The 19,279-nt window shown below is 72.3% G+C and carries 14 protein-coding genes; 7 read left to right on the top strand and 7 right to left on the bottom strand.

Features of this window, described 5'->3' with window-relative positions:
* Positions 1-24 precede the first annotated feature (24 nt).
* Positions 25-1,722 (bottom strand): DUF389 domain-containing protein, encoded by a 1,698-nt coding sequence (locus WMF20_RS19130; RefSeq protein WP_437615606.1) that lies wholly within the window; start codon positions 1,720-1,722, stop codon positions 25-27.
* A complete protein-coding gene (locus WMF20_RS19125; protein ID WP_437615604.1) occupies positions 1,719-3,983 on the bottom strand; it encodes a bifunctional alpha,alpha-trehalose-phosphate synthase (UDP-forming)/trehalose-phosphatase in 2,265 nt (754 codons plus the stop codon). Before WMF20_RS19125 ends, WMF20_RS19130 begins: the two co-directional genes overlap by 4 nt.
* Before the next feature lie 494 nt (positions 3,984-4,477).
* Here WMF20_RS19125 and WMF20_RS19120 point away from each other — a divergent pair, with 494 nt between their 5' ends.
* A complete protein-coding gene (locus WMF20_RS19120) occupies positions 4,478-7,408 on the top strand; it encodes a molybdopterin oxidoreductase family protein (protein ID WP_437615602.1) in 2,931 nt (976 codons plus the stop codon).
* A 95-nt stretch (positions 7,409-7,503) separates the two neighbouring features.
* Here the strand turns inward: WMF20_RS19120 and WMF20_RS19115 are convergent, their stop codons facing one another.
* Positions 7,504-7,932, bottom strand: a complete 429-nt coding sequence (locus WMF20_RS19115; RefSeq protein ID WP_437615600.1) for a CBS domain-containing protein — start codon at positions 7,930-7,932, stop codon at positions 7,504-7,506.
* A gap of 734 nt (positions 7,933-8,666) precedes the next feature.
* Between WMF20_RS19115 and WMF20_RS19110 the strand changes: the two genes are divergently transcribed.
* Entirely contained in the window at positions 8,667-9,668 is a 1,002-nt protein-coding gene (locus WMF20_RS19110; RefSeq protein ID WP_437615598.1) for a DinB family protein, read from the top strand.
* Here the strand turns inward: WMF20_RS19110 and WMF20_RS19105 are convergent.
* Positions 9,646-10,158 carry a helix-turn-helix domain-containing protein gene (locus WMF20_RS19105; RefSeq protein WP_437615597.1) on the bottom strand — a complete coding sequence of 171 codons (513 nt, stop codon included), beginning with the start codon at positions 10,156-10,158 and terminating at the stop codon, positions 9,646-9,648. The two genes, WMF20_RS19110 and WMF20_RS19105, sit on opposite strands and share 23 nt — an antisense overlap.
* Positions 10,159-10,610: 452 nt before the next feature.
* On the opposite strand from WMF20_RS19105, the gene WMF20_RS19100 reads away from it, so the two are divergent.
* On the top strand, positions 10,611-11,069 hold the full coding sequence (locus WMF20_RS19100) for a hypothetical protein (protein WP_437615595.1): 459 nt from the start codon (positions 10,611-10,613) through the stop codon (positions 11,067-11,069).
* Positions 11,070-11,077: 8 nt separating this feature from the next.
* On the opposite strand, the gene gspC is transcribed toward WMF20_RS19100, so the two are convergent.
* Positions 11,078-12,013: a type II secretion system protein GspC gene (gene gspC / locus WMF20_RS19095; protein ID WP_437615593.1), complete on the bottom strand. Its 936-nt coding sequence runs from the start codon at positions 12,011-12,013 to the stop codon at positions 11,078-11,080.
* A gap of 195 nt (positions 12,014-12,208) precedes the next feature.
* On the opposite strand from gspC, the gene WMF20_RS19090 reads away from it, so the two are divergent.
* The 3 genes from WMF20_RS19090 to WMF20_RS19080 are packed head-to-tail and all read left to right on the top strand — an operon-like array spanning position 12,209 to position 15,448.
* Entirely contained in the window at positions 12,209-12,526 is a 318-nt protein-coding gene (locus tag WMF20_RS19090; RefSeq protein ID WP_437615591.1) for a hypothetical protein, read from the top strand.
* Between the two features lie 37 nt (positions 12,527-12,563).
* Positions 12,564-14,078, top strand: a complete 1,515-nt coding sequence (locus WMF20_RS19085) for an ATP-binding protein (protein WP_437615589.1) — start codon at positions 12,564-12,566, stop codon at positions 14,076-14,078.
* Positions 14,075-15,448, top strand: coding sequence for a sigma-54-dependent transcriptional regulator (locus WMF20_RS19080; RefSeq protein ID WP_437615587.1), 1,374 nt, complete (start codon positions 14,075-14,077; stop codon positions 15,446-15,448). Before WMF20_RS19085 ends, WMF20_RS19080 begins: the two co-directional genes overlap by 4 nt.
* A gap of 36 nt (positions 15,449-15,484) precedes the next feature.
* Here WMF20_RS19080 and WMF20_RS19075 read toward each other — a convergent pair whose 3' ends face one another.
* Positions 15,485-17,020 (bottom strand): hypothetical protein, encoded by a 1,536-nt coding sequence (locus WMF20_RS19075; protein WP_437615585.1) that lies wholly within the window; start codon positions 17,018-17,020, stop codon positions 15,485-15,487.
* A 503-nt stretch (positions 17,021-17,523) separates the two neighbouring features.
* The gene (locus tag WMF20_RS19070) at positions 17,524-17,655 is read right to left on the bottom strand and encodes a hypothetical protein (protein WP_437615583.1); all 132 of its coding nucleotides are present in this window, start codon (positions 17,653-17,655) and stop codon (positions 17,524-17,526) included.
* A gap of 130 nt (positions 17,656-17,785) precedes the next feature.
* On the opposite strand from WMF20_RS19070, the gene WMF20_RS19065 reads away from it, so the two are divergent.
* A complete protein-coding gene (locus WMF20_RS19065; RefSeq protein ID WP_437615581.1) occupies positions 17,786-19,261 on the top strand; it encodes an ATP-binding protein in 1,476 nt (491 codons plus the stop codon).
* Positions 19,262-19,279: the final 18 nt, after the last annotated feature.

Genomic DNA, 19,279 nt, shown 5'->3' with positions numbered 1-19,279 from the left:
CGAGATCGCCCGCGCCGCCGAGCCTCAGCGAGCGCCGGCGTCCGCCGCGGCGCCGGGCGCCGCCGCGGCGCCAGCGTCGGCCGGCGCGGGCTCCGGCGGCGCGCACGGCGCGGCCGACACGATCGCGCGCCACCGCGCGCCCTCGCGGACGTGCACCCGATCCGAGCGGAGGGCCGGCAGCGACCGCAGCGCCGCGAGGACCGCCTCGACCTCCTCGCTCGGCTTCTCCCCGAGGCTCGGCGGCACCTCGACGCACCCGTGGAGCGCCTCCACGTCGTCCACCCAGGCGAGCGCGGGCTGGGCTCCCTGGAGCCACGGCCACCCGCCCTCGGGCTCGGCGACGATCGGCTCGGGCGCGACGGCGCGGTCCTGCACCGCCACCTCCGCGCCGAGATCCCGCGAGAGCGCGCGCCCAAGCAGGTCGGCCGCCGGGGCGCCGAGCGCCGGGCCGACGTGCACGACCTCCACGACCGCCGGCTCGTTGTCCGGGAACCGGAGCCGCCACGCGACGAGCGGCCCCGCCGCGTGCGGCCACGCGCCCGCGAGCGACGCGGCGAGCTCCCTCTGAACGAGCGCGAGCTCCGGCTCCTTGGGCGCCACGTCGATGGGCGTCGAGCTCGCGCGGACCGACGCCGCCACCTCCTCCAGCGCGCTCGCGTCCAGCACCGCGAGCACGTCGACCTTCGGGGTCATGCCCGCGACGGCGGCGATCTGGTCGCGCAGATCCCGCTGGAGCCGCTCGGCCTCGTCGGCCCGGCCGAGCATCACGAGGCGCACGGCGACGCTGCCGTGGTCGACGGTGACGCTCGACCGCACCGTGCTCTGCGGCAGCGCGTCCAGCATGCGCACGATCGCCGTGCGGACGCGCACCTGCCACGACACCCGCGCGAGCGCCTCCCGGAGCGGGAGGTACACGGCCCCGAGGAGCGCGAGCGGCATCATCACGCGAAAGATCCACCCGTGGCGCAGCCCGAAGAAGACCTGCAGCGCGCGCGCCACCCGGCGGATCGCCCCCGGCTTCTGCTTCGCGAGCTCCGCGTGCTCGAGCTCCGCGGTGCTGACCGCGCTGTAGCCGAGGAGCAGGAAGCACAGGATGGCGAACAGGAGGATCGCGCAGAGGTTCGCCGTGAAGAGCAGCGCAGCGCCGCTCGCGATGCTCTTCACGCGCGTGCCGATCCCGTAGCCGACCACGCAGAGCGGGGGCACGAGCGCGATGCCGATGGCCGTGCCCGCGGCGGTCGAGGTCGTGTCCGAGCCGGGCCGCACCGTGGTGTACGCGGCCGCGATCGCGCAGAAGATCGCGATGAGAAGATCGAGCGCCGTCGGCGAGGTGCGCGCGGCGATCTCCGACGTCACCTCGTAGAACGGCAGCGTCAGGGTGAGCGCCGCGGCGCTCGTCACGACCATGACGACGCTGAAGGCGACGCGCGTGAAGGAGCGCAGCGCCAGGAACGGCGAGCCGATGGCGAGGCCCATCCCGAGCTCGACGATGGGCCCCATGAGCGGCGAGATCAGCATCGCGCCGATGACGACGGCCCCGCTGCCGAGCACGAGCCCGAGCGAGGCGATGCCCATGGCGAGGAAGAGCTGGAGCCAGTAGCCCGCCGCCCCCTTGGCGCTCCGCTCCAGCATGCTCCGGACGATGGCCTCGCGCGCCTCGGGCTCGATCCCGAACGCGGCCGCGATGCGGTCCTGGAGCGCCCCCCACGCGGCGTGCGTCAAGCCACGACCCCGGCGCCCCGCCCCGCGCGGCCCGCGTCCAGCCCCGCGCGGCCCGCGTCCGGCCCCGCGCGGCCCGCTTCCGACCCCGCGTGGACCACGCGCAGGAGGCGCCGCACCGCGCCGGCGTCGGGCAGCCGGTAGGCGGCGCGGCTGCTCGCGTTGCCGACGTGGATGGTGCACGCGGACGGCGGCAGCGCCGCGAAGATGTCCTCGTCCGTGCGGTCGTCGCCGATCGCGATCACCGCCGCCCTCGCCGGCACGTCGTCCAGGATGAGCGGCACCACCCTGCCCTTGTGCACGCCGCGCGGTCGGACCTCGAGCACCTTCGCGCCGGCGAGCAGCTCCAGCGCATCCATGGGGATGCGCGCCTCGAGGCGCGCGCAGAGCTCGCGCACGTGCTGGCTCGCCAGCTCGGGCTCGGCCGTGCGGTAGTGCCAGGCCAGGGTCACCGTCTTCTCCTCGATGAAGGTGCCCGGGGTGCGCCGGGTGACGTCCTCGAGGATCTTCCGCACCTCGCCCTTCCAGGCGGCGCCGTCCGGCTCGAGCGCGACCCAGTCGTCGCTCGCCTTGGGCCGCGACCAGAAGCCGTGCTCGGCGTGGAGGTGGAGCGGCAGCGCGCCGAGCCAGCGCTCGATATCGGCGCGCCGGCGGCCGCTCACGACGTGCACGCGGTCGCGCTCGGACAGCGCCCGGAGCAGCGCGAGCAGCTCCTCGTCCGGCGCGGCGAGGTCGGGGACCGGCGCGAACGGGACCAGCGTGCCGTCGTAGTCGAGGATCCACACGCGCTGCGGCGCCCGGCGGACGTTCTCGACGACGCTCTCGGGCATCCCCCGGCGCGACGGGGAGGCCGCCGCGGGCGCCGTCGGCGCGGCGCGGTCGAGATCGTCGAGGAACGACTGCGCCCAGGTGTGCACGTCGTGCGTGGCCACGCGGCGGCGCAGCGCCCCCATCCGGAGCCGCTGCTCGGCGGGCGGCATGGCGATCGCCTGCTTCACGGCGGCGGCGACCGAGCCGATGTCGTACGGGTTGACGGAGATCGCCTCCGCGAGCTCGGAGGACGCGCCCGCGAACTCGCTCAGGATCAGGGCGCCGTCGTCGTCGACCCGCGCGGCGACGTACTCCTTCGCGACGAGGTTCATGCCGTCGCGCAGCGGGGTCACCAGCATCACGTCGGCGGCGAGGTAGAGGGCGACCACCTGCTCGAACGGCAGCGAGCGGTGCATGTAGTGGATCGGCGTCGCGCACGTCGTCCCGTACTTCCCGTTGATGCGGCCGACCATCTCGTGGACGAGCCGCCGGAAGTCGGCGTACGCGCCGGCCGACTCGCGCGTGGGCACCGCGAGCTGGAGGAAGCGGACGCGATCGCGCAGCTCCGGCTCGCGCTCGAGGAACCGCTCGATCGCGAGCAGGCGGCGCGGGATCCCCTTCGTGTAGTCGAGGCGGTCGATCCCGAGCACGATCTTGCGGCCGCGCGCCTCGGCGCGGATGCGCGCCGCCTCCTCCCGGACGCCGGGGTGGGCCGCGAGCCGCTCGATCTCGGCGGCGTCGATGCTGATGGGGTGGACCCCCAGCGCGACCCTGCGCCCGTCGTGCTCGATCGCCGCCTCGCCCGGCTCGACGCCGAGCACGTGCGCCGCCGACGCCGCGAAATTCCTGCGGAAGCCGGCCGTGTGGAAGCCGAGCAGGTCGGCGCCGAGCAGGCCCCGCACGATCTCCTCTCGCCACGGGAGGATGCGGAAGACCTCGGCGGACGGGAACGGGACGTGGAGGAAGAAGCCGATCCGCGCCCCGGGGAGGCGCCGCCGGAGGAGCGCCGGGAGGAGCAGGAGCTGGTAGTCGTGCACCCAGATCGCGTCGCCCGGCGTGTACTGCGCGGCGACGATGTCGGCGAAGTGCTCGTTGACGCGCCGGTAGGCCTCCCAGTCGAGCTCGGCGTCGAGGTTCACCTTGTCGAGCAGGTAGTGGAACAGGGGCCAGAGGACGCCGTTCGAGAAGCCGTCGTAGAAGCGGTGCTGCTCCGCGGCGCCGAGGTGCACGGGCACGGCGCGCATCCCGGCGAGCGCCTCGTCGGCGTCCCTCCGCTGCTCCGGGGTGAGGCTCGCGACGCTGCCCGGCCAGCCGATCCAGACCGCGCAGTGGCGCTCGTGCGGGCCGCGCATCGCGGCGGCGAGGCCGCCCGAGGAGCGCGTGAGGCAGAGCGCACCGCGGTCGACGCGCACGCTGATCGGGAGACGGTTGGAGACGATGAGCAGTCGGGCCATGGAATTCCCCTCCTCTGCGGTGACGACGCGCCGCTCGCCGGGCGCGAGGCGCGGCGCCGCCCTCGTCGGCCGGGCGCGAGGCGCGCGCCGGCGTCGGGACGAGCCGCGCGCCGCGAGGCAGCGTGCCGTCGAATACAAACAGGGCGCGACGCTCGCCCGGGATTGACGCGGGCGGGCGTGGCTGAGCGAATACTTTGAACTCAAAACATATCGCGCGGCGTCGCGCAAGCTGATCCGGCGCGCCGGAGCGCCGCGCGCGTCGATCGGTCGTCCACCTCGCACCTCGCCGCGCAGGCGTGTCGCGGCGCGTCGGGCGCCGATGGATGTCAGGCACATCCTGTCAGGCGCGACTCACTCGAGCATGTCTGTTCGATCGCGCGGTATCGAGGCGGTGCATCGAAGCTGGCAACCCACCGCGCCCCTGCTACGCCACCCGCCACGGATACCCACGCTGGCGACGTGGCCCACGCTGGCGGCATGGAAGGAGTCCAAGCATGGCCCAGACACGGAACAGCGTGACGAGCCCGTGGGGCGAGCGGACGCCGTACTTCGGCGAGCATCGATGGCCGGCGCGGGTCGACGAGCAGACGGAGGAGGAGCCGGAGCGATGGGTCCAGTCCTGCTGCGTGCTGTGCACGAACGGGTGCGGGCTCGACATCGGCGTCAAGGGGAACAGGATCGTCGGCGTCCGCGGCCGGGCCCAGGACGTCGTGAACCACGGCCGGCTGGGCCCGAAGGGGCTCCACGGCTGGGTCGCGAACAACAGCCCCGACCGGCTGACCCGGCCGCTCATCCGCACCGGCAAGAAGCCCGGCGACGCGTTCCGCGAGGCCACGTGGGACGAGGCGATGGATCTCATGACCCGCCGGTGCAGGGACGTGGTCGCGCGGTACACGCCCAGCGCGGTCGCCATCTACAACAGCGGGCAGCTCTTCCTCGAGGAGTACTACACGCTCAGCGTCATCGCCCACGCCGGGCTCCGCACGAACCACATCGACGGGAACACGCGGCTGTGCACCGCCACGGCCGGCAGCTCGCTCCGCGAGACGTTCGGCCGCGACGGGCAGCCGTCGAGCTACCGGGACTTCGACGTCGCCGACTGCATCCTGCACGTCGGCCACAACATCGCCGCGACGCAGACCGTGTCGTGGATGCGCATCCTCGATCGCCGCCGGGGCCCGAACCCGCCCAGGCTCGTCGTGATCGACCCGCGGACCACCGACACCGCGCGGGAGGCGGACGTCCACCTGACCCCGCGCCTCGGCACGAACGTGGCGCTGCTCAACGGGCTCATGCACCTGCTCATCCAGAACGGGCATGTCGATCGGACGTTCATCGATGCGCACACGGTCGGGTTCGACGTGCTCCGGGAGAAGGTCGCGGCGTATCCGCCCCGGCGCGTGACCGAGATCACCGGCGTCCCCGTGGAGCAGCTCAACGCCGCGGCCCGCCTGCTCGGGACGAGCGAGCGGCTCCTGGCCACCGTGCTCCAGGGCGTCTATCAGGCGCACGAGGCCACGGCCGCGGCGTGCCAGGTCAACAACCTCGTCCTGATCCGCGGCATGATCGGCAAACCCGGCTGCGGCGTGATCCAGTCGAACGGCCAGCCGACGGCCCAGAACACCCGCGAGACCGGCGCGGACGGCGAGTTCCCTGGGTTCCGCAACATGAACAACCCGGCGCACGTGGCCGACCTCGCGCGCGTGTGGAACGTCGAGCCGGACGTGATCCCCACGTTCGCGCCCCACACCCACTGCACCCAGCTGTTCCGCCTGGCCGAGCAGGGGTCGATCCGGATGCTCTGGATCATCGGCACGAACCCGGCGGTCTCGGTGCCCAACCTGCCCCGCATCCGCAAGACGCTGGCGAAGGAGGATCTCTTCGTCGTCGTGCAGGACGCCTTCCCGACCGAGACCACGCGGTTCGCGGACCTGGTCCTGCCGAGCGCGATCTGGGGGGAGAAGACAGGCACGTTCACGAACACCGATCGGACGGTGCACATCTCGTACAAGGCCGTCGACCCGCCGGGCGAGGCGCGGCCGGACATGGATGTCTTCATCGATTTCGCGCGCCGCATGGGGTTCACGGACAAGGACGGTCAGCCGCTGATCACGTGGGACACGCCCGAGGGCGCGTTCGACGCGTGGCGCGCGTGCAGCAAGGGCCAGAACTGCGATTACAGCGGCCTGACCTATGCCAAGCTCACCGGCGGCTCAGGCGTCCAGTGGCCGGTGAACGACGAGCACCCCGACGGGACCGAGCGGCTGTATGCGGACCTGCGCTTCCCGACCGGCGCCGACGAGTGCGGCAGCTACGGGCACGACATCGAGACCGGCGCGGCGGTCTCGCGCGAGGAGTACTCGGCCAACGACCCGGCGGACCGCGCGATCCTCAAGGCCGCCGACTGGTTCGCTCCGCCGGAGTCGCCCGACGACGAGTACCCGCTGTGGGTGACGACCGGTCGGCTCGTCTACCATTTCCACACGCGGACGAAGACGGGCCGGTCGCCGGCGCTGCAGGCGGCGGCCCCGGACGTGTTCGTGCAGATGAGCGCCGAGGACGCCGCGCGCATGGACGTGAGCGATGGAGAGATGGTCGACGTCGTGACCCGCCGTGGCCGGGTGCGCGGGGCGGCGAGGATCGGGGATATCCTCCCAGGGCACCTGTTCATCCCGTTTCATTACGGCTACTGGGACGAGGAGGGGACGGACGGGGCCGAGCCGGACGGGCGGCCGCGGGCCGCGAACGAGCTGACGATGACGACGTGGGACCCGGTGAGCAAACAGCCGGCCGTGAAGTTCGCGGCGGCCAGGCTGCAGAAGGTGAGCGCCGCGCGCAGCGCCGCCGCGAAGATCGCCGGCGCGGCGGAGCGGGCGGCCGCGCGCGCCGGCGCCGCGGCCTCGGCGGTCGCGTCGGCGATCGCGCGCCCTTCCGGCGACACCGCGGAGCGGCAGCGCCTGGGCGACTACCTCGGCCTGCTCAGGCTGGCCCACGAGCGGTTCATCGCGGCGTGCGACGCCGCCTCCGAGCACGAGCTCAACGAGGGCGAGCTGTCGATGGGGCTCGCGCGGTTGCAGGAGCTCTCGCGGCAGTCGATTTCGTGGCTGGAGCCGGCGGCGCGCCCGTACGACCCCGCCCCGCCGGCCGGCGACACGAACGAGCTCAGCGCGCTGCCGGAGAAGATGCGCCTGAACCGGGCCAGAGAGGGCAAGCTCGGGCAGCTCCGCGGGCTGCACGAGCTCTACGTGCTCGCGGCCGACCTGCACATCGCGCTCGTCGCCGTGAAGAAGACGGCCATGATGCTGCTCGACCGCCCGCTCATGGCGAGCTGCGATCGGATCGAGGAGAACACGCGCCGCCAGCAGGCGTGGCTCCTGACCCAGGTCGGCGCGCACGCGCCGCAGATCCTGGGCGTCCCGTTCTGAACCAGCACGCCGCCGCGCTCGCCCGGCCTCGTGCGGGGCGTCCCCGCAGGAGCACGGGCGGGCCGCCCCGACGTACGAGCGGGGAGCGGCGGGCGCTACGCGCGGGCCTCTCGCTGAGAGATCGAGCTCAAGAGCTCTGATGACCTCGCCCCGCCGTCCCTGTCGGCGATGTCCGACAGGCTGATGACGCCGACAGGATGCTTCTGGTCATCGACGCAGACGATCCTCGACTTCTTGTGGTTGCTCATGAGGCTCGCCGCCACGTTCAGATCCTCGTCCGGACGGCAGCAGACGACCTCTCGGGTCATGACGTCTTCCGCCCGCGTCGACGAGGCCTGACGGTGCTCCGCGAGCACCCGGATCGTGAGATCGCGATCGGTGAGGGTCCCGATGATGGATCCGTCATCGCCGCAGATCGGAACGAAACCGATGTTCCGCGCCTGCATCAGCTCGGCGACGCGCTCGACGGGCTCGCCCGCCTTGCAGCACGCCACGTCGGTCTTCATGAGCTCGGAGCAGTTCATTGTCTCTCCTCCTGGCATCGCATTACGCTTCGTGTTCGAGACGCCCATCGTCTCGCCTCGAGATCCAGCACCAGCAAACGGCGGGCCATCGCGCCGCGAGGCACGGGTGCCGAGCTCGCGACGAACATGGGATGGCGCGAGATGCCACCTCGCGACGACCGAGCGGGCACGAGGCGCCAGCTCTCGCCAGCGCTCGGTCGGGTCGGTCCCCTTCGCCAGCCCATCCGCAGGTCGACCTAGCCGACGTGCGGCTCGTTCCGGCTCGACGATTGAGATTGAGCCGCCCCGCGCGGCGCCCGGCCGCGCTCGCTCCCTTCGAAGGTCGTTCGGCCAGGGCCGCGTTCGGCGATGGGCAGCCGCGCTCGCCTCGTCTCCTCGACGATTCCGCTCGGCCACAAAATTCCATTTATGCAGCTCCTTCGGGTACGCCACCCAAAAAAGTTGAGTAGACGCCTCAGAGTGGTGACCGAAAGCCAGCACCTCATCCCACAACCCCGTCGAGCTCTGGAAACGGTGATCTCGGACGTTCCGTGGCGGCGGCGCAGCGGGCCTTCGGTCGCGGAGTGATCCGCGACCAGCTCACGCGCGCCACGTCCGGCAGCGCCGGCGTCGGCGTTCGTCTCGTTTTCGATTGGCTTGAAAGGCGAGTACTACAATGAGAGCTATTGCTTATGGGACCATGGCCCTGGTCGTGGCGGGAGCCCTGAGTGCGTGCAGCGGGTCCGAGTCGGGCGATGATGGTTCCGGTGGCGCTCCGAATACAGGCAGCGCGGTGGGGCAGACGTCCAGCGGCGCGTCGGGGCAGACGTCCAGCGGCGCGTGGCGCGGGCACACCCACGTGGGAGCGAAACCATCTGACCATTCCGCTCAAAACGCCCAACAATTACCAGGCCGGCGACGCCTCCCCCGGCGATCTCGACGGCGAAGGCGATTACGAGCTCGTGGTCAAAGAGCAAAACAACCCGCGCGATCCGTCGCAAGACGGCCGCACCGGCCAGCCCAAGCTCGCGCCCTACGACACCGACGGCACCTTCTTGTGGCGCATCGACCTGGGCATCAACATCCGCGAACCAGCCGCCGCACACCAGCTTCCACATCGGCGACGGCATGAGGGAGCCCCCCAGACCCGACATCACGGTGCGGTGATGCCGTCGTGCGGCGCCTCACGTCGCCGCCGCCGCGCTGGCGCCGGGTCCGCCGTTGCGTTCAAGCGCGCAGCCCGATCGCTGCCCACGCTCGGACGTATGAACCTTCATCTCCAAACGCTCGTCGATCACGCCGCGTGGGCCAACCGACAGCTCTTCGCCGCCCTTCGCGACGTCGATGCTTTCGCGTCGCAGAAGGGCGCAGACCTGATCTTGCGGGTCCTCGACCACGTCCACGTCGTCAGCCGCATCTTCCAGGCCCACCTCCAGGGCGTCTCGCACGGCTACGAGTCCACGCAGAGCGCGGTCCTCCCTGCGCTCGAGGAGCTCGATCGCGGATCCGAGGCCATCGACCGCTGGTATGTGGAGACCACGGCGTCGCTCGGACCGGAGGAGCTCGCACGACCTCGCGACGTGCGCTTCACCGACGGGAAGGTCGTGCCGATGACCGCCGCCACGATGATCCTCCACGTGGTCACACACACGATCCATCACCGCGGAAACGTGGACGCCATCATGGTCCAGTGCGGGATGCCGCGCCGGAGGGACGGATTCCCCGAGTTCCTCGTCAGTCGAGCGTCCGCCACCTGATCGAGCTCAGCCCCTGCGTCGGCGTCATGCCGAACTGCTCCCGGAAGACGCGGCTCAGGTGGGCGCTGTCCGCGAACCCGGCGGCGGCCGCGGCTGCGCTCAGGCTCGCTCCCCCCTCCACCGCGGCGATGGCGCGGCGCAGGCGCTTCCACCGCAGATACGCGCGCATCGGGAGCCCGACGTCACGCGCGAAGGCATGGCGCATCTGCCGCGGCGAGAGCCCGGCCTCGTGCGAGAGGCTCGCGAGGTCGACCGGGGCGGAGCCATCGAGGTAGGCGCACATCCGACGCGCCGCCGGGTGTCGCGGCTCCGGTGGCTGCCGCAGGTCGACCGCGGAGAGGATCGAGGCCATGAGCGCGCGCGCCATCTCCGGCGTGGGATCGCGAGGGACGCTCACGTCGAGCGCGCCGCGGCCCCACGTCTCGCACCGGGGCTCGGCGTCGCGAGAGAGCGCTCGGCTCGCCAGGTCGTCCCCGTCGAGGAACAGCATCGCAGCGTGTGCGCACGCGCCGTGTCGATGGGGCATGCGTGGGGGGATGACGGCGGCGCCGGCGTGAAGGCGTCCGCCGGCCCCGTCCTCGATGCACAGCCCCTGCGGCGCGATGAGGACCTGGGCCGCGTGATGCGCGTGACGCCTCGTGGCAACGAGGGGGCCCACGTAGAGCATCCGCGTCTCCGAAACGAACAGCGTACCGCTCAACGTCGCCGGCGTGCTCAACGGTCGCTGGCTCCGTCGGGGGATGTCGACATCCGCTGGTCCATCAGCTCCCCATCCTAGCTCAGGCGCTCTCGGGGGCGAGGGACTCCCAGGGCGGCCGCGACGCGGACGCCGGGTGCGGAGCGGGGCGGAGCCCCCCAAGGAAACAAGGCCAGATCCGAACCCGAGCGTCCGCCGCGGGAATCGGTTTGATCTCAAATAATGAGCGAGCTAAGAATCCGGTCATGAGCCTGTCCTTCTCTGGACCCAAGGGGTGGATCGAGCAGCGCTGGATCGTGTACGCCCTCATGCGGGACAGCATCCAGCACCACCTCGAAGACGGGTGTCCGAGCGCGGAGTTCGCGGCGGTCCACGGCGTGGCCGGGGCCCTCGGCGGGCAGCGGGTGGTGCTCCCGGCGCAAAAGCTCCACGAGGAGCTCCGGCGGGCGCGGGCCGCGCTCGCGGGCCGTCCGATCGACGAGCTGGCGATCAGCGGCCGGACCCGCGCGGTCCTCAGCCTGCGCTGGCCGCCGCCGGAGGAGCGCGAGACGATGCTCGTCAAGGACTGGGGCGACTCGGTGCCGCTGCTCGGCGCGCCGTCCGGCGGCAGCCTCGACGACGTCTTCGGCCACCTGCTCGACGGGCTCTTGCGCATCACGGAGGGAGCCTCCGAGTCGGATCACGTCGAGGTCACGGACCTGTAAGCGAAGGCTCACTGGATCCGGAGGTCGATCGTCATGTCCTTTCCGCCCCGCTGGACGGCGATCGCGAGGTTGTCCGCCGAGCGCAGCCGGGCATAGGCCTGGAGGGCGCTCTGCGGGTCGGTCAGATCGAAGCCGTTGATCGACCGGAGGGTGTCCCCCTTGCGCAGGCCGACCGCGGTCAAGAGCGAGCCGGCCCCGACGCGCGCGAGGCGGACGCCGATCACCCGCTCTCCCTCGCGGGCGGGGACGATGCGCGCAGAGCGCATGAGCTCGCCTTGCTTCTCCAGGACGAGATCGATCGCCGTCCGGTCGACGATGAACTCGGTGTCGCTCACCTTCCGGATCTTCGACGCGATCTCGGGCGGGAGCGCGCCGCGCTTCGGCGGCTTCGGCGCGGCGCGGGGCGCGGGCGCCGCCGGCGCGCGCCGGTTGTCGCCGATGCGGACCTGGCAGCGCGCCCCCGGCTCGGCCAACCACACGCGGTCCCAGCCGATCGCGAGGACCGAGCGGCCCTCGACCGCATCTCCCGCCCGGCGGAGGAGCGGCTCCCCTCGCCCCACCGCGATCGTGGCGAACGACCAGGAGGGATCCTCCGAGGCGGCGATGAGCAGGACGCGCGCGCCCTCGCAGGTCGGATCCAGCAGCGGATCGCCGAACGCTGCGGGGTCCTCGTCCGCCTCCTCGTGCGCGGGCCTCGGCGTGAGGGGCCCTGTCCTCGAGTCGAACGGGTTCCGCGCGAGGATCGCCGCCGCGCTGGTCGCGTGATCGCTGGGCTCCAGGACGGGCGGCGGCGGCGGCGGCTCCGACCGAGCCGCGGGCAGCCCGGAGAGCCACGCTTCCTCGACGAGGTACGAGATCCCGGAGGCCTGCTGGTACGCAGCCGTCATGATCATCCCGCCGAGGAGCGCCGGGAAAGCTCGCTTGATGAGGACTTCCGGGATCAACGTCGTCTTCCAGATCGAGTGTCCGCGCGAGCGCCGGCGCCCCCGCGGCCCGTGAGCGGCCACGGATGGAGCGCGGGCGCCCGCGCGGGTGTTCCTTGCACGCCTTGCGCGCCGCGACCCTCGCGCGAGCGCAGCCTGCCCGTGGTGGAGCAGCATCCGTGCCCGCGTGGCTTGGGAGTTGCTGCCCGGGGGCGCATGACGAAGAAGACAGGCTCCGCACGGCTCCCCCGCCCCATCGCGCTCCTCGCCGCGATCGCCGCGATCGCCGCGCCGCTGGCCGCGGGATGCGCCCCGGACCCGCAGAACGCGCCCTGTTCCAGAGATGCCGAGTGCCGGCGCCGCGACGAGGATCTCAGGTACTGCATCAGCGCGACATGCGTGGAGTGCCTCTCCAGCTCGATCTGCGGCGCAGGGAACGAGTGCGTCGACGGGCGCTGCGTGCTCCGGTGCCGGGACGCGCGCGACTGCCGATCCGACCAGCTCTGCCGCGACGGCACGTGCGAGGACCGGTGACGTGCGACATCGTGTCGCATCTGAGACAATGGATCGCATGAACGCGCGAAGCCGAGAGGGCCGGACCACCATGGGGCTGACGCTCCAGCTGTGGCTCATGCTCCTCGTGCCGATCGTCCTGGCCGTCGCGCTCTACGGGGCGGTCATCCACACGACGCGGCACCAGTTCCTCCGCAGCCAGGCGGCCGCCGAGCTGCGCCACCACGCGAGCCTGGTCGAGGCGGCGATCGGCGGCGCCGTCGAGCGGGGCCAGATCGAGCTGCTCAAGCACCGCATCGAGCGGCTCGCGCAGGCCGACCGCATCCTCGGGATCGCGGCGTTCGACGCGGCCGGGGGCCCGATCCTCGTGACCGATCCGATCGCCGGCGAGGCGGCGGAGCTCGCGGCGCTGGCGCGGAGGGCGCTCGCGACGGGCGCCGAGATCGAGGAGGAGCGCACGCTCGGCGGGGCGCCGGCGCTCGTGCGCACCGTCACGTTCTCGCAGCGCGGGCTGTCGGTGGTCGCCGTGGTCGTCCGGGAGCTCCGCTACCTGGACGCGTTCGCGCGCAGCTCGAACCGCGGGCTGGCGCTCGCCGGGGCCGCGCTCCTCGCCGCCACGGCGCTGATCGCCGCGTTCGCGAGCCGGGCGACGGTCGGGCGGCCGGCCGGCGCGATCGTGGCGGGCGTCGAGCGGGTGGCGCGCGGCGAGCTCGGGGTGACGGTGCCCGAGGCGGGCGCCGAGGAGCTCCGGCGGCTCGCGCGGGCGTTCAACGCGATGACCGCCTCGCTCGCCGAGGCGCGCGCCCACCTGGAGCAGGAGCAGGCCGCCCGGGCCGCCGTCGAGCGCAAGCTCCAGCAGGCGCACGCGCTGTCGGCCGTCGGACAGGTGGTCGCCTCGATCGGCCACGAGATCGGCTCGCCCCTCAACGTCATCCTGGCGCGCGCGCGCCGCCTCGCCGACCAGCCCGGCTGGCCCGAGGCGACCCGCGGCGAGCTGGAGACGATCGCCACGCAGTCCGAGCGCATCTCCCGCGTGGTGGCGCGGCTGCTCTCCATCGCCCGCCCGCCGCGGACGCTCGGCCGCGGCAGCGACGTGGCCCAGGTCGCGCGCGAGGTGCTCGCGTTCCTCGGGCCGGAGTGCCGGCAGCGCGGGATCACGACGCGGATCGACCACGACGAGGCGCCGCTCCACGTGGCGCTCGACGCGGACCACCTGTTCCAGGTGCTCTTCAACCTGTGCCTGAACGCGGCGCAGGCGCAGCCGAACGGCGGCGAGATCGCGGTGCGCCTCGCGCAGGCCGACGCCCGCAAGGCGTCGTTCGAGGTCGAGGATCGCGGCCCGGGCGTCCCGCCGGGCGTCGCCGCGCGCATCTTCGAGGCGTTCTTCACGTCGCGAGGCGACGGCGGCGGCACCGGGCTCGGCCTGGCGATCGTCGAGGGGATCGTGCGCGACGCGGGCGGCTCGGTCGAGCTGGTCCGCACCGGCCGCGGCGGCGCCTGCTTCCGCGTCACCCTGCCGCGCGGCGCGGCCGCGCCGCTCGTCGCGCGCGGCGCGGCGGAGGCCCGCGCGTGAGCCCGCGCGCGAGGGTGCTCGTCGTCGACGACGAGCTCGAGATGGTGAAGCTCGTGGCCGACATCGCCCGCGACATGGGCCACGAGCCGACGACCTTGACCGCGCCGCTGCTCGCGCTGCCGCTCCTCGAGGAGCGGGAGTTCGATCTCGTCGTGACCGACGTGCGCATGCCCGAGATGGACGGGATCGAGCTCATCGAGCGGATCGCGCGCTTCGACCCGCGGGCGGCGATCATCGCCATGACGGCGTTCGGCTCGATCGACACCGCGGTCCGCGCCATGCGCGCCGGCGCGTTCGACTACCTGCCGAAGCCGTTCCAGCCGGCGGACATGGCGCTGCGGATGGAGCGGGCGCTCGGGCAGCGCGCGATGACGGTCGAGCTGACCGAGCTGCGCTCGGAGGTGGCGCACCGGTTCTCGATCGCGGGCATGATCGGCCGCAGCCGGGCGATCGAGGAGGTGATCGCGCTCGTGCGGCGGGTCGCGGACAACCCGGCGACGGTGCTCGTGAGCGGCCCGAGCGGGAGCGGCAAGGAGCTCGTGGCGCGCGCGCTCCACGGCGAGAGCCGGCGCCGCGGGCGGAAGTTCGTGGCGGTCAACTGCGCGGCGATCCCCGAGGCGCTCATCGAGGCGGAGCTCTTCGGGGTGCGCAAGGGCGCGTACACGGACGCGCGCAGCGATCGGCCCGGGATGTTCCAGGAGGCCGACGGCGGGACGCTCTTCCTCGACGAGGTGAGCGAGCTCGCGCTGCCGCTCCAGGCGAAGCTCCTGCGCGCGCTCCAGGAGCGGGAGGTCCGCCCGGTCGGCTCGGTGTCGTCGGAGCCGGTCGACGTGCGCGTCATCGCGGCGACGAACCGCGATCTGCGCGCGGCGGTCGCCGAGCGCGCCTTTCGCGAGGATCTCTTCTACCGGCTCGCGGTGATCGAGATCGCGATCCCGCCGCTCAGGCACCGGACGGACGACCTCGTGCCGCTGGCCGAGCACTTCCTGGCGCGCGCGGCCGCCAACGCGGGCAAGCCGATCGCGGGGTTCTCGGGCGCGGCGCTGAAGCGCCTGCTCGCGTACGACTGGCCCGGCAACGTCCGCGAGCTGGAGAACGCGATCGAGCGGGCGGCGGCGCTCTGCGACGGCGGGCGGATCTCCCCGGACGACCTCCCGGAGTGCGTGCGCTCCCGGCGAGGCGCGCCGGATTTCCTGGAGGCCGCGGCGGACCGGCTGATGACGCTCGACGAGCTCCAGCGCGAGTACGCGCAGATCGTCCTCAAGCGGGCGGGTGGCAAGAAGCAGCGGGCGGCGGCGCTGCTCGGCGTCGACCGGCGGACGCTGCAGCGCTGGTTCGGCGGGGGGAGCGACGGCGAGGAGGGGGCGTGAGGGAGCGCCCGCTATCGCGCGCCCGTCGTGGCGAGATCAGATCGCGGGCACGACGGTGATCTCGCCGGTCGTGTACAGGGCGGAGGTGTCCCAGGCGAGCCCCGGGGCGAGCGGCAGGTCGATGCTCACGGCAGCGAACGCCCCCGCGAGGTCGCCGCCCCAGCCGAGCAGCACGATGGAGTCCTCGGCCTGGAACGACACGGAGCTGTCGGCCGGCACGACCTCCAGCGCCCCGTCGAGGAGGAGGTCCCCGTCCACCTGGAGGAGCGGCGACGGGCTCGAACCCCCGACGGTGATGCGCAGGGTGGACCCCGGCCCCTGGCTGTAGCTGCCGACGATGGTCGTCGAAGCGTGCTCCTCCCCGACCGCGAGCTCGCCGGCTTGCAAGTTGTCGAGATCGCCCACGAAGTTGCTGATCGCGAGGCGCCCGCCGGCGAAGTCGAAGTCGCCCTCCTCGACCTCCATGGCGCCCGCGACGAGGTCGCCGTCCGCGAGGCGCACCGAGGGCCCCACGTAGGGATAGGTGCTGACCACCGGCGCGGCTCGGAGGAGGCCGCCGATGCTCACGAAAGCGTCCTTGTCGACCAGGAGCGACGGAGACGCGTTGCCCCTGGCGAAGATGGTGACGTCGCCGCTGTTGAGCCATGACGCATAGACGTCGTTCACCCTGATGAAGCCCCCGCCGAGCTCGGAATGGATCTCTGTATCTTCCGTCACGAGGGTCCCGTACGCCCCGACGGTGAGCTCGCCATATCCACTCGCCGCCCCCACGCGAAGGAGCCCCTGGTTGGTCCACGTACCACCCCAACCGCGCACGCTGACCTTGCTCCTCATGAGAATATCCCTGTGACCGATCCTGGCATTGTTCGTGAAGACCTGGGCCCGGTCGATGTCCAGCGTGCCCGGGCTGTTCACGCCCACGGCGAATTCTCCCGTGCTCACCCACCTCGTCGCGGAGCCGGTCACGGTGACGTGGCCATTGCAGCTCGTGCAGCCCGACGCGCCGCTGCCGCCGCCGATGTAGACATTGTTCGAGAAGAAGGCCCCCCCTTTCTTGAGCTCGACGCGACCTTTCGCCCTGAGGCCGACGTATGTGTTCGCTCGGCTCGTCACGGTGGCGTCATACCCTTCGACGAGCAGGACACCATAGTTCTCGGAGGAGCGCTCACCCACCACGAGGTCATCGGTGAGCACCTCGGCGCCGTCCCGGACGAAGAGCTCCCCATGAGAAAGAGTGCCGCGGAGGCAGATCTGGATGGATCCGCTGTTGGTCCACTTCGAGCCGTACCCGATGACCTGAACTTTGCCGGTGAGACCATTTCCTATCAACGCGTTCGCGCTGTTCAGCCGCCCGCCGTTCGCGACGATCACTTCCCCTCTATTGTAGGTGGGCTCCCAGGGGTTGCTCGCGCCGCCCACGAGGAGCGTGCTCGACCCCAGATCCCACGGATCACTCGGGTTTCCGGGCGACACATCCCCCGTGACGGTCACGTCTGCATGGGCTGCCCCTGCCACGCCCAGCGACGCAGCCGCGAGCACGGCGGATAGAGCGAATCGTACGTGCTGTTCCATGGTTCGTACCCCTCCAAAGAAGATTCAGTTCCCATGAGAGACCACGGCCAGCGTGATGCGCCCGCAATGCAGGAGCGACACGCGAACGTGATCTCCCATGGTGGTCTAAATAGGGGACTCGGCCAACTATTGCAACACCATTTCTTAAGTGATCGCGATTTCTCCATCGGCCGCGATCTCGGCCCGGCCGGTACGGGCCGGGCCGCGAAGATCAGGCAGTGAGGCCCCGCGGCTCCCGTCGCCGCGGGCGCTGCAGACCCGACCCCACGCGATGCGGCATGGCGCAGCGTCCATGAGAGCCCACGGTCAGCGCGAGGCTCCCGCAATGCAGGAGCAACACGCAGACGTGATCTCCCATGATGATCTCAATATGAGATTTGATCCACCATTGCAACACCATTTCTTGAGCGATCGCGATTTCTCCATCGACCGCGATCTCGGCCCGGCAGTGCGGTCGGAGGGGCGATGTCAGCCAGGTCGACTTCTCGACCGGCCGCGGAGGGTCACGAGCTGCTGATGCCCACCTCGGGCGAGGCGGCGCGGGCCGGAACCTCGGCGCTCCAGGAGATGGAGACGTTGTTCAGCACGACCTGGCTCCTCGGGAGCGCCGGCAGCCGGGCGTGATCGAGGAGCACCCGCACCCCCGCGGGGGAGCGCCCCGATCCCGGGCGACCTGTGCACCGAGGCCGCCGGGGCGCCAGCGGGCGGGCGGCCGCTGGAGCGCGCCGGATTTGCCTCGGGCGCGAAACCGGATCAAGCGGGTTCATGGCATCCACTGCGACGCAGCGCCCAGAGGAGCTCCGCCAGCCGAGGCAGCTGAGCCTGAGCACGCTCCTCGCGGTCGCGACATGTCTCCTCACGGGCACGGCGATCGCCGTCGTCGCCGCGCTCTTGGTCGCCTCGACGACCATGCAACAGGCCACCCAGATCCTCGGCGACGCGAGCGAGAGCGTCCGCCTGGCGGACCGGCTGCAGGTCGACCTCTTCCTCGATGCGCACCAGATCAGCCGCAGGGCCGGGCTCGGCAGCCTCGGGGTGATCGCCGACGACCATGCGTGGGAGCGCGAGCTGAGGGACGGCCTCGCGCAGGCGCACCGCTACGTGAGCAGCCCAGAAGAGGGCAGCGTCCTCGAGGACGCGCAGCGGCGCGTCGACGCGTACCTCGCCCAGCGCCGCGCCGCCGACGCCGAGAGCCCTTCCCCCTCGCCGGCCGCGGCGGCGCCCGCCGTGGACGCGCTCGCCTTCGACGACGCCTTCAGGGCCCTCGATCGCCTGGTCGCGATCAACCTCGAGCAGGCCAGCGCGTCGAAGGCGCTCGTCGCACGCCTGGGCCAGCGCGCGACCTCCGCCGGCGTCGCGGCCGTCCTCTTCTTCATGGCCGGCGCGTCCCTGGTCCTCCTCAGCGCGCGGCGGCTCGTCTACGGCCCCATCGTCGCGATCCAGGAGGCCATCGGCCGCTACGGCGCCGGGGATCGCGCCGCGCGCGCGCCGCTCGTCGGGCCGCGCGAGCTCGACGACATCGCGCGGGCCTTCAACAGCACGGCGGAGTCGCTCGAGCGCCAGCGGCAGGCGCAGCTCGCGTTCCTCGGCGGCGTGGCGCACGATCTCAGGAACCCTCTCTCGGCGCTCCGGCTGTCCGTGAGCTTCCTGAGCCTCGACGGCCCCCCGCCGGATCCGCGCGTCCAGCGGACCATGGCGCTCGTCGGGCGGCAGGTCGATCGCCTCGAGCGCATGGTCGGGGATCTCCTCGACGCGTCGCAGATCGAGGCGTGCAAGCTCGAGCTCAAGGCCGAGGAGCGCGACCTGCGCGAGCTCGCGCAGGAGGCGGTGGAGCTCTACCGCCCGGTCTCGCCGGAGCACCCGATCGAGCTCTCGCTGCCCGAGGCGCCGGTGCCCGTCCGCTGCGACGCGACCCGGATCGAGCAGGTGCTGAACAACCTCCTCTCGAACGCGGTCAAGTACTCTCCCGCCGGCGGCCAGGTCGACGTGACGGTCCGCGGCGGCGAGGGCCGCGCCGAGATCGCCGTCCGCGACCGGGGGGTCGGGATCCATCCGACCGATCTGCCGCAGCTCTTCGAGCCGTTCCGGCGCCTCAAGGCGTCGGCGGGCGCGATCCCGGGGACGGGCCTCGGGCTCGCCGTGGCGAAGCGCATCGTCGAGGCGCACGGCGGCCGCCTCCTCGTCGAGAGCGAGCCCGGCGCCGGCTCGGTGTTCCGGGTCGAGCTGCCGCGCCCCTCCTGACGGGGCGCGCCGCCGTCG

Source organism: Sorangium sp. So ce834 (genome assembly GCF_051521425.1).
Classification (GTDB): Bacteria; Myxococcota_A; Polyangia; order Polyangiales; family Polyangiaceae; genus Sorangium; species Sorangium cellulosum_D.
Note: the sequence above shows the minus strand (reverse complement) of the source record. Positions and strands in the feature narration are given on the sequence as shown.

Coding starts and splice junctions, on each gene's coding strand:
- WMF20_RS19100 (WP_437615595.1), top strand. CDS start 10,611: ATGAGCCTGTCCTTCTCTGGACCCAAGGGGTGGATCGAGCAGCGCTGG.
- WMF20_RS19065 (WP_437615581.1), top strand. CDS start 17,786: ATGGCATCCACTGCGACGCAGCGCCCAGAGGAGCTCCGCCAGCCGAGG.
- WMF20_RS19125 (WP_437615604.1), bottom strand. CDS start 3,983: ATGGCCCGACTGCTCATCGTCTCCAACCGTCTCCCGATCAGCGTGCGC.
- WMF20_RS19075 (WP_437615585.1), bottom strand. CDS start 17,020: ATGGAACAGCACGTACGATTCGCTCTATCCGCCGTGCTCGCGGCTGCG.
- WMF20_RS19085 (WP_437615589.1), top strand. CDS start 12,564: ATGAACGCGCGAAGCCGAGAGGGCCGGACCACCATGGGGCTGACGCTC.
- WMF20_RS19105 (WP_437615597.1), bottom strand. CDS start 10,158: ATGCTGTTCCTCGACGGGGACGACCTGGCGAGCCGAGCGCTCTCTCGC.
- WMF20_RS19090 (WP_437615591.1), top strand. CDS start 12,209: ATGACGAAGAAGACAGGCTCCGCACGGCTCCCCCGCCCCATCGCGCTC.
- WMF20_RS19115 (WP_437615600.1), bottom strand. CDS start 7,932: ATGAACTGCTCCGAGCTCATGAAGACCGACGTGGCGTGCTGCAAGGCG.
- WMF20_RS19110 (WP_437615598.1), top strand. CDS start 8,667: ATGATGGTTCCGGTGGCGCTCCGAATACAGGCAGCGCGGTGGGGCAGA.
- WMF20_RS19120 (WP_437615602.1), top strand. CDS start 4,478: ATGGCCCAGACACGGAACAGCGTGACGAGCCCGTGGGGCGAGCGGACG.